At 52.8% G+C, this 12,633-nt stretch carries 11 protein-coding genes and 1 pseudogene; 8 read left to right on the forward strand and 4 right to left on the reverse strand.

What is annotated here, in order from left to right:
* Nucleotides 1–184: 184 nt before the first annotated feature.
* Together HP062_RS04940 and HP062_RS04945 are read right to left on the reverse strand one after the other, a co-directional pair.
* Nucleotides 185–550 carry a histone-like nucleoid-structuring protein, MvaT/MvaU family gene (locus HP062_RS04940; RefSeq protein WP_172790960.1) on the reverse strand — a complete coding sequence of 122 codons (366 nt, stop codon included), beginning with the start codon at nt 548–550 and terminating at the stop codon, nt 185–187.
* Nucleotides 551–917: 367 nt separating this feature from the next.
* Nucleotides 918–1,835, reverse strand: coding sequence for a LysR family transcriptional regulator (locus HP062_RS04945; RefSeq protein ID WP_172790961.1), 918 nt, complete (start codon nt 1,833–1,835; stop codon nt 918–920).
* A 74-nt stretch (nt 1,836–1,909) separates the two neighbouring features.
* Here HP062_RS04945 and HP062_RS04950 point away from each other — a divergent pair, with 74 nt between their 5' ends.
* Genes HP062_RS04950 through HP062_RS04985 form a run of 8 tightly spaced genes read left to right on the forward strand, consistent with a single transcriptional unit; the run spans nt 1,910 to nt 9,692 of the window.
* Nucleotides 1,910–2,710 carry a sulfite exporter TauE/SafE family protein gene (locus HP062_RS04950; protein WP_256666094.1) on the forward strand — a complete coding sequence of 267 codons (801 nt, stop codon included), beginning with the start codon at nt 1,910–1,912 and terminating at the stop codon, nt 2,708–2,710.
* A 51-nt stretch (nt 2,711–2,761) separates the two neighbouring features.
* Nucleotides 2,762–3,613, forward strand: coding sequence for an oxaloacetate decarboxylase (locus tag HP062_RS04955; RefSeq protein WP_172790962.1), 852 nt, complete (start codon nt 2,762–2,764; stop codon nt 3,611–3,613).
* A gap of 38 nt (nt 3,614–3,651) precedes the next feature.
* Entirely contained in the window at nt 3,652–4,695 is a 1,044-nt protein-coding gene (locus tag HP062_RS04960; protein WP_172790963.1) for an aromatic ring-hydroxylating dioxygenase subunit alpha, read from the forward strand.
* A gap of 15 nt (nt 4,696–4,710) precedes the next feature.
* The gene (locus tag HP062_RS04965) at nt 4,711–6,090 is read left to right on the forward strand and encodes a diaminobutyrate--2-oxoglutarate transaminase family protein (protein ID WP_218585114.1); all 1,380 of its coding nucleotides are present in this window, start codon (nt 4,711–4,713) and stop codon (nt 6,088–6,090) included.
* The gene (locus HP062_RS04970) at nt 6,087–7,388 is read left to right on the forward strand and encodes a SidA/IucD/PvdA family monooxygenase (protein ID WP_172790965.1); all 1,302 of its coding nucleotides are present in this window, start codon (nt 6,087–6,089) and stop codon (nt 7,386–7,388) included. Before HP062_RS04965 ends, HP062_RS04970 begins: the two co-directional genes overlap by 4 nt.
* Complete coding sequence (locus HP062_RS04975) at nt 7,381–8,640, forward strand: FAD-binding oxidoreductase (protein ID WP_172790966.1); 1,260 nt, start codon at nt 7,381–7,383, stop codon at nt 8,638–8,640. Before HP062_RS04970 ends, HP062_RS04975 begins: the two co-directional genes overlap by 8 nt.
* Before the next feature lie 28 nt (nt 8,641–8,668).
* A complete protein-coding gene (locus tag HP062_RS04980; protein ID WP_172790967.1) occupies nt 8,669–9,295 on the forward strand; it encodes an FMN-binding negative transcriptional regulator in 627 nt (208 codons plus the stop codon).
* A gap of 7 nt (nt 9,296–9,302) precedes the next feature.
* Nucleotides 9,303–9,692: a tautomerase family protein gene (locus HP062_RS04985; protein WP_172790968.1), complete on the forward strand. Its 390-nt coding sequence runs from the start codon at nt 9,303–9,305 to the stop codon at nt 9,690–9,692.
* Between the two features lie 1,144 nt (nt 9,693–10,836).
* On the opposite strand, the pseudogene HP062_RS04990 reads toward HP062_RS04985, so the two are convergent.
* Together HP062_RS04990 and HP062_RS04995 are read right to left on the reverse strand one after the other, a co-directional pair.
* Nucleotides 10,837–11,247, reverse strand: a pseudogene (locus tag HP062_RS04990) (transposase); the annotation flags it as partial.
* A gap of 79 nt (nt 11,248–11,326) precedes the next feature.
* The gene (locus tag HP062_RS04995) at nt 11,327–11,992 is read right to left on the reverse strand and encodes a polysaccharide lyase family 7 protein (RefSeq protein ID WP_172790969.1); all 666 of its coding nucleotides are present in this window, start codon (nt 11,990–11,992) and stop codon (nt 11,327–11,329) included.
* Nucleotides 11,993–12,633: the final 641 nt, after the last annotated feature.

Below are 12,633 nucleotides of genomic sequence, written 5' to 3' on the forward strand. Positions count from 1 at the left end.
TTGAGGGGAAGAGCTTTATGTCCGACTTGGGTCGAAAGCAAATTGCTATGGCCGGCAGGCGGCAAGCCTGCCATCTAAAGGCAAAAGCTTAGGAAACTTCTCTGCCTCTCCATTTTTCTCCATCCGCCCTCATCCTAGCCGACAAAAAGTGCCCTCAATAGGCCCTTTTGTACTCAAACCAAACTCACTTGGTCAGCCAAGACTCGACGGTCGCGGAGCCGTGTTCCGCTTTCCATTCTTTCAAGGTCTTGTGGTTGCCGCCTTTGGTTTCGACGACTTCACCAGATTCCGGATTTTTGTAAACATTCACCTGGCGAGGCTTACGGCTGCCGGCTTTGGACTCGACGGCTGGAGTGCGGCGGCGCGCTTGCGGATCAAGCAAATTGACCACATCTTTCAAGCTGTAACCGTACTTGGCAAGCAAGGCATGCAGTTTCGTTTCGAATTCAATTTCTTGCTTCAGGCCAGCATCACCCTTCAGTGCTTCCAGTGCTTGGAGTTGTTCTGCTAGGTGTTTTTCGAGTTGGCGGAATTCGGCGAGCTTGGACATGGGAAATCTCTATCTGATTAGTATCCTTAACGTCACACCAAAAACTCCGAATTGCATGAAGGAAGCGCGAGTGCTTTGCTCATTCGGTCGCATCCGCTGCAGGACTCGCACTTGAGCAAGCGTCCGTCAATCAACATTTGGCGGCGAGAGAGGGTTCGTAAATTTGCAATGGGTCATTGGGGTGATGGCGCCGCATCTGAACGCTTGCGGAACGAAATTGCGAGCGGAGGTGTCGTTTGTATTAGACGACCTTGGTGTCGAAAATCCCGTTCAGATAGAGAGGTAGTTTTCATGAACAATATCATCTACATCGTTGGGGCAATTGCGATCGTCCTAGTTATCCTGTCGTTTGTCGGTCTTGTATAGCCTATGGACTGAGACCTGCTGTGGTGGCGCCGGAGACGGAAAATGCATCTCGAAAGTGCTTAACGAAAGCCCCGACCAGAGTGGAATCGCGCTCGTGATGGGCAAGAACGACCCCGCTTTCACAACCCTCATCTGTGATATCAATGGCATGTAAGGAAGAAGCTTTAACCATCGAAACGGGAAGCAGAGCTATGCCGAATCCTGCTTGGATAAGCAACGATTGCGTACTTTTTAACGAATAAACCTGAGCTGACTTCGGAGCAAATCCTGCACGAGCGCAAAGTTCAAATGAAAGATAACTAAGCCCACCGCGTTTTGGATGTGCTATCGAGACGAATGGCTCGTCTCGCAACTCGGCAAGTGATATGGACTTTCTTGATGACAGAGGATGGGTAGGGCCGACTGCGACGACAACTTTCTCACTAAACAGGGTAAGAAGCTTAATCTCATTTAATTGATGTAAAACCGGCAGTCGAAATAATCCCACATCAATGCGATTGTTAACTAAATTCATTAGTTGTGTTTCTGAAGACTCCTCCGACACTTCAATATGAACATCGGTCATGCACTCCAGATAAAGCCCAAGCGCATCTTTTAACTTTCCTATGAGCGGCACCGTGCTGGCATGGCCAAGCCGAATAGTACCACTTTGACCGTTGCCTACCGAAGTAGCCAGTCGAGCTGCGCTGTCGACGTCAATCAAAATTGCTTTGGCCCTTGGCAAGAAGGCTAACCCAGCATGTGTTAGATGGGGCTGTCTTGCGGTGCGCTCGAACAAAAGCGTATCAAGGTTACTTTCTAGCTCCTTCATTTGTCGACTTAGCGCTGATTGAGCAATAAACAGCCTCTGCGCTGCGACACTGAAGCTTCCATGTTCCGCGATTTCTACAAAATATCGCAACTGCTTCATTGATATCATAACAGCTATGCCAAAATGTGATCAGTAAGATGTTATTTCCATATTAGTAGATTTTTTCCCTGTTGGGTAGGGTGATGAAACAACACGTCACGGAAATCCCGATAATGCTAGACGCTTTTCTCCACGCCCCATTCGACAATGCAACCTTGGCAATAATGTTCGTGACCATCAGCCTGGCATACGTAATTTTTTCTATTGCAGGTTTTGGAACGGCACTGGTAGCGGGGCCTGTGTTAGTGAATTACATGCCTCTGTCGCAAGCGATCCCTCTATTGGTGCTCCTTGACTGCGTGGCTGCATTTGGAAAACTAGCGCGATCTCATCAGCATGTGGTGCGCATTGAACTCGCTAGGCTGCTGCCATTTATGGCCATTGGTAGCATGGCTGGAATAGCGGTGCTACTAAAAACTAAATCTGACGTCTTAATGCTCGCGATGGGGTGTTTCGTAACCTTGTACGCGTTGTATATGCTTACAAAGCCTGTACGAACTATTTACATATCTGCTGCGTGGGCAATGCCCCTGGGTGTCTGCGGCGGCCTGTTTGGCGCCCTGTTTGGCAGCGGCGGCTTCCTGTACGCGATATATTTGAACGGTAGAATAAACACCAAAGAGAAAGCAAGCTCCACTCAAAGCACATTAATAGGAATTAGCACGCTCGTACGCATTTCCATGCTCACCGTAGCAGGAGCCTACTCCGATCTTGCGTTAGTTGTGACTGCGATCTACTTATTGCCAGCCTTAATGTTTGGACTTTGGGCTGGCGATCACATCTCATTTAAAATGTCTCGTAACACGTTCACCAGGCTAATCAACATTATTATATTGGTTAGTGGCATTACTCTCGTTTATCGAGCCTATCTTGGCGGTAATTAAAAAAATCTGGCATGTTTGCCTGAAATTAACTATTTGAAGCGAGGTTTGCAATTGAAAAACTCTCAAGCTCTACGTGATCTATTGAATTCAGGAAAAACCATCATGGCTCCTGGTGCATATGACGGCCTGTCGTCAAGATTAGTCAGCCTGGCTGGTTTTGACGCTGTGTATGCAAGTGGTGGCGCTATCGCTAGATCTGCTGGGTATCCAGATATAGGTCTGCTGAGCTTTACTGAAGTTATCGAGCGGATTGAGAAAATCGTAGAAGCCAGCGATATCCCCGTTATCGCAGACGCGGACACTGGATTTGGCGGAACTGCCAACGTACAACGCACCGTGAGGGCACTGGAACGGATCGGTGTAGCAGCCTTCCATCTAGAAGATCAAACATTCCCTAAGCGATGCGGGCACTTAGATAACAAATCGCTTATTGATGTCGAAGAAATGTGCCAGAAGATCAAAGTAGCGCGTGCTAGCTTGCAGGACGCTAATTGTTTGGTTATTGCGCGCACCGACGCGATAGCGATTGAAGGTTTCGAAGCAGCGCTTGTTAGGGCGCAACGTTACGTTGATGCTGGTGCCGATATGATTTTTGTAGAAGCGCCGGAGACGCTGGAACAAATTCAGATTATTGCCCAACGGCTTCCTGGGCCTAAGCTCATGAACATGTTCTATGGCGGTAAAACCCCTCTCGTTTCTCTGCCAGCACTTGCAGAACTCGGCTATCAACTTGTCATTGTGCCATCGGATCTTCAGCGAGCAGCCATCCATGCTATGAAAAAAACCCTGATTGAACTCAAGCACTCAGGAGATAGCCATGCCATGGCGGCTGAATTGACGAGTTTTTCGGAGCGCGAGTTGATTATCCAAACTGCAAAGTTTCTAGCACTCGACGATTTGTAAAAACAGATTTTAGCTAATATGCACTACAAGGAGATGGCATGTTATACAAAGGCGAATGGAATCCTAACGAACTCGATTACCGGGCGCTCGCAGGGCAATGGCATGTGGTTTGCCTGAGTACGGATGTCGGCGCCGATCAACCCAAGGCTGTGCGCTTACTTGGCGAGGAATTGGTTTTATGGCGAGACGACCAAGGAAAAGTGAATGCTTGGAAGGATTACTGCGGCCACCGAGGTGCAAAATTGTCACTTGGTTGTGTCAAACAAGGACAGATCGAGTGCCCTTATCATGGGTGGCGCTACAGCAGCCAAGGCGAATGCACGTTAGTTCCTGCACATCCAGAGCGAAAAGGCCCCTCATCACAGCGCCTCATTTTTCGCCACTTCGCTGAAGAGCGTTACGGGTATATCTGGGTAAGCCTGGAGGAACCGCTGCGACCGCTGCCTGAATTGCCACAGTGGCATGACGACAGCTTCCGCAAGGTGTTTGCGGGCCCATACCTTTACAACGCAAACGCGTTGCGCTCACTCGAAAACTTCATCGATGCGTCACACTTTCCCTTTGTGCATGCCAATCTCAATGGTTTGCCGGACGCACCTGAACCGCTGAAGCGGTACAACGTGAAGGAAGACGAGCATGGCCTGCACTCTTCTGAAATTTGCGTCTTTCAACCTTACGGCGACCATCGTGGGATACCGGTTAATGCCCGCTATACCTATTCAGTCCTGAATCCTACGACTGCATATTTCGTCAAAAAAACAGGTGAAACGGAACGCTTCTGTACCTTTTTCAATGCCACTCCGGTGGATGAATCGCAATGCATTATCTGGCTGATAGTCGCTATTAACTTTGGCCAGGATCTCACGCTCGAACAGATCCTTTCTCGGCAAAATATTGTTTTCGAACAGGATCGCCGTATTGTCGAATCCCAACGCCCTCCGCGCCTGCCACTAGACCCACAAGCGGAAATGCATGTGGTCAGCGATCGAATGGGTATTGAGTACCGCCGCTGGATTCGTGCCTTGGGTGAGGCCGCAACCACCAGTAAACAAACGCAGCTCATTGAATCTGTTTCTATCTGACAAGGAATGTCAACCATGACTGAATCATCTATCGATTTTCTCACGCGCCTGGAATCCAATGCCCGGACGTACGCTAGGAATATTCCGACAGTTCTGAGCCAAGGTGCAGGCACCGAGGTTGTAGACATCGATGGGCGCCGTTACCTGGATTGCCTTGCTTGCGCAGGTGCTCTTCCCCTTGGACATAATCACCCATTTGTTCAGCAACGCGTCATCCAGTTTCTGCAGTCCGGGCAGTTGCAACAGGCCCTCGATATCGCGACTCCGGCAAAGCTGCATTTCGTCCAGGAGCTCTACGAGATGCTTCCGCCTGCCTTCGCCAAACGAGCGAAGATCCAGTTCTGCGGGCCTACGGGAGCCGACGCCGCCGAGGCTGCCCTAAAACTGTTCAAAACCGCGACGAAACGCCGCCCGATCATCGTTTTTCAGGGTGCTTATCACGGTATGACTCACGGCACGCTCGGCATGATGGGCAACCTAGCACCCAAACAAGAGATTACTGGTCTGCCTGGCGAAGTGCACTTTCTGCCCTACCCCTACGTATATCGCAGCCCATTTGGCGCCGGCACCAGTCCGGAAGAGACAGAACGGCTCAGCCTCGTTTGCCTGGAAAACGCCCTCAGCGATCCGGAAAGTGGCATTGGTAAACCGGCAATGGTTTTGCTTGAGGCAATCCAGGGCGAAGGGGGCTGCATTCCAGCAAGCGCGCATTGGCTGCGCCAGGTGAGGGAAATCACCCAACGGCATGACGTTCCACTGGTCATTGACGAAATCCAGGCCGGTGTTGGTCGCAGCGGCGACCTGTTCGCGTTCCAGCAGGCGGATATCGTGCCGGACGCCATCCTCCTTTCAAAGGCTATCGGTGGTGGCTACCCACTGTCATTGTTGTTGTATTTGGATCAGTACGACCAATGGAAGCCGGGAGCACACACCGGCACGTTCAGGGGCAATCAGATCGCTCTGGTCAGCGGAGCCGCAACCCTGGAGTTCATCAGAAATGAAGGGCTGCTGGATCACGTCAAGGTTGTCGGTGATCAACTACGCCAGGGCCTGTTGCAGCTGCAGAATCGCTATCCATGCATCGGTGACGTGCGTGGACGGGGTTTGATGCTCGGTATGGAGATGGTTGAACCGGATGGCCGCGTCGATGCACTTGGACACCCACAGGCGGCGGGAGCCATAGCTGCAAGTCTCAAGCGTGCGTGTCTGAACGAGGGCCTGATTATTGAAACGGGAGGACGTCATGGTGCAGTACTGCGCTTTCTCCCGCCCTTGGTAATCACCAGTGCTCAAGTCGACCTGGTATTGGAGCGGCTTGACCGTGCTCTGGCCACACAAATGGTCAGTTCAACTCGGGTCACGAAAGGTACTCGTCACGCGGAGGTGCTGGCATGAGCACTCCTGGAAAGATCCTTGATGTTCTGGGTATCGGATTTGGCCCGGCAAACATCGCATTGGCAATCGCCCTGGAAGAATTGGCTCCAGGGATGAGCGTCCAATTTCTTGAAAAGCGCCTGGGCCCATTGTGGCAGCCGAACATGCTGCTGCCGGGCTCGGATATCCAGAATCATCCGTTGCGAGATCTAGTGACCCCACGCAATCCGCGTAGCCGTTACACCTTCACGAACTTCCTGTTTGAACAAGACCGCCTGTACGAGCATTTGAACCTTCCGTTGCATCATCCCCTGCGTGCGGAATATGCCCAGTACGTTTCTTGGGCTGCAGATTTCTTTGAAGACATCGTCGCCTACGGTTGTGAAGCTGCATCGGTGGAAGCAGTAAACCCATCAAATGGCGAAGGCGCCCACTACAAAGTGTGCTGCGTCGATGGCCGAGTATTTCTTGCTCGTTCTTTGGTGCTCGCCCCTGGCCGTACGCCTCACATTCCTGCCCCTTTCGCAGGCATCAAAGATCGACGCGTCCGCCATTTAAACGACTATTTGCCTGCCCTCGCTGAAGCTGTGGCTGCCACCGATGGACGATGCCGCATAGCCGTAATCGGCGGCAGTCAGAGCGCGGTAGAGATTTTGCTTCACGCCAGTGATCAGACTGGCGTACGAGAGGTCGTTGGGTTCACACGTAATTTTGGCTATCGCCAGAAGGATACAAGCCCGTTTTCCGACGAGGTCTACTTCCCCTCATTTGTGGACACATTCCACAACGCCAGCGCAGAACATAAGGCGCGGTTACGTCAGGAACTGGTGTATACCAATTATTCGGCTGCGGACATCGATGTCCTAAACCAGCTCTATGTACGTAAATATGAGCAAATGCTGAAAGGTGAAAGTCGGTTGCAGCTACGAACGTGTGAGGACATGGTCGGTTGCATACCTTCCCCTACCGGGGTGCAAATCGAAAGTCGGCAGTATCTTCAAGGGAGCATACATAGCCAGTCGTTCGATTTGGTGATTCTGGCCACGGGTTTTCTCGACCTCGGCACCGGAGATCGTCAGGAGCCCTTCCCGAGCTTGCTAGCCCCAATCGCCCGTGAAAATGAAATCGACACGTTGACCATTGCCAGGGATTATCGCGTCGACTTGCTCAACGGCTTGCCCACCTACCTCAACGGGTTGTGCGAGTCTTCACATGGCATGGGGGACGCAGGCTCGTTCAGCTTGCTGGCGTTACGTTCACAAAGCATCGTGGAATCACTGACCAGGAACTCGGAAGCCAGGGTGCAGCGCCATGCTTAACCAGGCCATAAGCGAAATGCTGGCGGCGCCCTCTTGTTGGCAAAAACAACTGCCCTGCCGCACCGCTCGCGCCGGTAACCTTCCGTTTGAAAGTGATGTAGTGATTGTGGGAGCGGGAATTGGCGGATTAGCGGCAGCGCTACGGGCGCTTGAGTCAGGTTACTCGGTAACCGTGTTGGAAGCCGGGGATGTTGGCTCTGGGGCAAGCGGTCGCAATTCGGGCTTCGTGGTTCCCATACCATCGAGGCACTCGCCGGAGTCACTCCAACGTTTGCTTGGCGAGGATACAGCGCCATTTTTAGCCGCTCTGAGCGAAACAGCGAAGGCTGTGTTTGAGTACGCCCCATCGGATTTAACGGTCAAAGGCTGGGTACAACCAATGGTTGGAGCTGCGGGGGTTGGGGCCCATAAACTGGCAAAGGATTGGACGCACCTGGGGGTCAAGGTAGACCCCATGGAGCCCGATGCACTGGAAACGGCATTAGGGACTACTGAGTATGCCGAAGGCCTCCATTTTACCGATGCTGGTGCAATCAATCCCCTGGCATTCGTGTACCAACTGGCAGACACGGTCAACCGCAAAGGTGGGCATATCATCGAACGTTGCAGTGCGCTCGATGTTCGACCGCAGGGCGGCTGGGTCACCGTCCAAACTCAGCGGGGTGAGATCAGGGCTGGGCGCGTATTTATGGCCGGCAATGCCTATGGTTCTGCGGCCAGCCGTACGACTCGGCGAGCAGTTAGTCCGCTAGCCCTAACGCTTGCGACTTTCGCCGTACCGCAGCTGTGCCGTGCCGAAAGACTGCTGCCATTTTCAGACAACCGCAAGGACATGTGGTTTGCACGCCGCTTGGGGCCTACAAAGCTGCTGACGGGCTGCTTCGCGTTACCGCTCCAGCGATCTGCCGCTTGCAGTGCATTGCTCCAGGATCGCATCAAGCGCCTCTACGGCACTGTTGTGCAAGAACCCGAGCAACAGTGGGCCGGGTGGGTGGGCCTCACTACAGACGGGATGCCGAAGGTTCACCAGCACGACGAACGAATCATGGGGTGGAGTGGCTGTAACGGTCGAGGCATTGCGCTTTCAATGCTGATGGGGCGAACGTTGATGGATCGACTGTGTGGGGTCAACGGCCTACATCTGCCGCCTTCATCAGGCACTTACAAGACGGGTAACGCCCTGACTTGGCTGGCGCAAATGGTCATCGCACTTGATCGCCGGAAACAACGTCGCACCGTGCTTGCGTCCTGATCTTATCTACCAAATTCGAGTACACACTATGTCTGCATGCCCCTTTCATTATCCTCAATACCGTTCCACAGACAAGGGATTAATCGACCGTTTCGTTGATGTGTTTCCGCTGGCAATGATCACATCGCATCGGGACGGACAATTTCTTTGTAGCCACATTCCGCTATGGCGTCAGCCGGATGGGTCGTTGTTCGGACATGTCGACGGCAATAACTCACAGTTCAAAGGCGAAAAGTTTCTGAGTGCTCAAATCGTCTTCATGGGGCCATCGGCTTACATTCCTCCACAGGCTTACGTCTCGCGCCAACTCCCCACCTGGAATTACCTCGCCGTTCACATGCAGGCGAACATAACTGTGGTGGACGCCCCACACCAAAAGCTCGAAATCCTCGAGAAAACCGCGAAACGGTTGTCAGAGCAGCCCTCTGACTATCAGGTCGACGAGCGCGACCCTCGGGTGATATCGAACCTGCCACACATTCTTGGGTTGGTCATACAGCCGGAAAATACCGAGGGGCGCTTTAAACTCTCCCAAGAAAAATCCTCGCCGGATTCGTCAGCGGCTCTGCGGTGGTTACTCGAAAACCGAAAACACGATCATACCGAGCTCTTGATGGAGCTCCTGCACGCTGCTACCAAGCCGCATTCAAACTGAGGTCAGTATGCCCATCGTTAGAGTAGAAGACCCTGTACAGCGTGACGCCGATACCCAACTAGCCATAATCGAGACAATTTATGGTTGCTTGAAATCGGTGTTCAAGGTCAGTGACGAAGAGCTCCAGGCGCGCTATGTCTGCTATGACAAAGACCACTTCCGTTCCCCAGGAGATCGCAGTGAGTTCATCCAAATTGAAATCACGGTCTTCAAAGGACGCAAGCTGGAAACCAAGCGCCAGCTTTATCAGTTGATCAGTAAAAGTATCGCTGCGCAGCTCGATATTTCAGAGCATGCCCCTCTGATACTGCTGGTTGAGCAAGAGCCAGAGAACTGGGGTATGCGTGGCGGAGTGCCGGCGAGTGAGATCGACTTTGGATATGCTATTTCCATTTGATATCGCTCCGCTTTTGCATCAATAGCCTATGCAGGTCAGTTTCAGCTTTGAGCTATCTGCCGGTTGCGCTGACCTAGCATTTAGCATTTGACCGACGCTCTGCGGAATTAAGGTTTTTTGATTATTGGACTTGGCAAGTGCCTCATCTTGAGCCTTTCGCAGCGTAGACTCGGTGTAAGCGTCTGTCCAATACACCTTGCGTAATGAAACTGACCTTCACTGGGTTGAAATCGCAATCGCAACGTCAGGGATGCTGGAAGCGATGCCTTAAGCGCAAATGGACGTGCGCGTTGTGAGCAATGAAGCCGAAGTCAGAGCGATGAAGGTAAGACAGGTGTGCCCATGTCAGCCGCAAACTTAGCCGTTGCTCTACAACCCTCGGGGGACTGAATATGCCATGTTCGTCGTGATTGCTGTCATCGAATAAGAGGCTCTTGAGGACGGATAACGTGGGGACGACTTTAAGTCCAACCTTTATGCGGCAGTGTCACCTGATTACTCGGTAAGCTAGGCTTATAGCTTGCTGAAAAGCCTCTCGTACTACACCTGATGATTAATATGCTCGACTGGGATAGCCTCCGTTTTTTCTTTGCCTTTGTTCATGAGGGCACCTTAGCCGTTGCGGCACGCTCGCTTGGGGTGGAGTACGCGACTGTGGTTCGCCGAATAGGTGCCTTCTCCGGACGCTACTCAGCATGCGCGTAATTGTCATGCACGGCGGGAAGCTTGCTACCTCACCGCTGTAATAAAAAAGGGCCTAAATGGCCCTTTTGTACTCAAACCAGATCACTTGGTCAGCCGTGACTCAACGGTCGCGGAAGCGGTACAACGTGAAGGAAGACAAGCATGGCATGCACTCTTCTGAAATTTGCGTCTTTCAACCGCACGGCGACCATCGTGGGATACCGGTTAATGCCCGCTATACCTATTCAGTCCTGGCCAAACCTAATCGACACGTTGTATGGCAGTCCAGGTAGTCGTCTGCTTGATCACCGTTAGGGAAGGTCTGAAGTACCCACCGATTTTTCATGCCCTCGCTGCTTGAGGCTCAAAAAATCATAAGTCGGTCGAAAATCAGACCTTTCTTACCCTTAATTCATGGTTCTTTCCGCTGATCGCGCTGCTTCAGGGCGATCAGCCCGCATTACAGGCGCACCTCGCCCATACCCATCAACCGTTTTCGCACCATCCACAGATTCGACAAGGCGAACAACGTGGTCTGCTGAGCGATGTTTTTTGACAAGCCACGAAAGCGCACTTTCGTATAGCCGAACTGGCGCTTGATCACGCGAAATGGATGCTCAACCTTGGCCCGTACCTGTGCTTTCGCGTATTCGATCTTGCGTCGCAGGCGACCGATCAAACTTTTCTTCGCGTGCTTTTTATAGCTGCTTGGGCGGGCGGCAATCGACCAGATCATCTTGCGACCCTGATGCTCCGGGCGCTTGTCCACGCCGGTGTAACCCGCATCGCCGTAGACGTAAATTTCCTCGCCATGCAGCAACTGATCGACCTGTGTTACGTCCGCCACATTGGCCGCCGTGCCCACCAGGCTAGCTGAGCGCTGGCCCGAGTTGCCGCTCATCGTGACTTAGAGTTACCGCTTATCCAGGGGCGTGGTCGAGCACGCAAAGTCAACCCTTGCTGTGCTTGACCTCCAGCTTGTTGAACGTCACCTGCGCGCCTTCGGTCTTGTAGCCGGTGTTGTCCAGGGTGTAGGCCCCGGCCTTGAAATACAGCTGTTTGCTCTGCCAGCTTTTGCTGAGCTGCTTGCCCCACCGGTAACCTTGCGAAATCACATGCAGGTAGCCCGCCGAGCTCAAGCGAACCTCGTAGGTGAACCGCTTGTTCAACTCGATATCCTCGGCAATCACCACCTTGGTGTCCGCGCTGCCCGGCTTGAGTCGATAGTTGGCAATCACGCTGCCGGTCTGCTTGGCCTTGTCATAGACATACTCGACCTTCAGCAGCGGGCCCTTGCCCTGGTAGATATGAATCTGCCCGATCACCACCCTCCCTTCCGACGGCACCTGGTTGACTGACAGGCTGGCCGTCATCCGGTGATCGGCCTCGGGGTATGTCCAATTGCGCAGTTCACCGTCCTTGTACGTCTCGCGAAGTTCGCTGCGTGGAAACTCGGATTTGGACGTAGTCCCGCCCGTCACCGGCGCCCAGAAAAACAGCGTATTGCCGGAGCGGAAATACGAATCCGAGTAACCGTCCACCATGCGCGGCGTCTCGATGACTCGGGCAGGCGTGCCAACCGGGATGGTTAGGTTCCAAGTGCTTAGATCGATCATCGCATGGGCTCCCTGATAGGCCGTGGGTTAATTCGCAGGTAAAGCAAAAGCCCTGATCGACAGGGCTTTTGCTGGGCAGCAACAGGGCTGACGGGCTTCCTTAGAATGGTTATGAACACCAGAATGCTCACATCACCCCATGTTTAACATGAAATGATCAACCAGACCGCAGCTAAACCCAGGCGAGCGGTGTACTGGTAAGGCGCGAGCTAAGGGAGTAGGGCTTACGTTGGTTCTTGTCGGGTAACAGCAGCGCATTACTGCGCCGCCGTCCCCTAAAGCGCAAATGCGGGCCAAGGTTGAGCATCCGTTTCGCGTGATCAAGCGCCAGTTTGGTTATACGAAAGTGCGCTTTCGTGGTTTGTCTGTAAGTGTCCGGCTAACGCACCTTGCGTAGTCGAACGGAGGCAAGCCCGGTAGCGTCGCCCCCGGTTGCAGGCATTCCTGAACAACCTGGGCCTTGAAGAGTTTTGGATAAGAGCTTCGTTGGCGCATGGAAATCCTGACGTTAAGGACTATCGCGTCCGCTTAAAAATATGCGGACACCATCGCCCTTAATGCTGGAGTTCGGGAGGTGACTTGGCCAGACGCTTACGGCGAGTCGTCTTACTGCACTCCTAGCCACAGGGCCCAGAGCAAAA

The sequence above is a fragment of the Pseudomonas sp. B14-6 genome (genome assembly GCF_013260315.1).
Lineage (GTDB): Bacteria > Pseudomonadota > Gammaproteobacteria > Pseudomonadales > Pseudomonadaceae > Aquipseudomonas > Aquipseudomonas mandelii.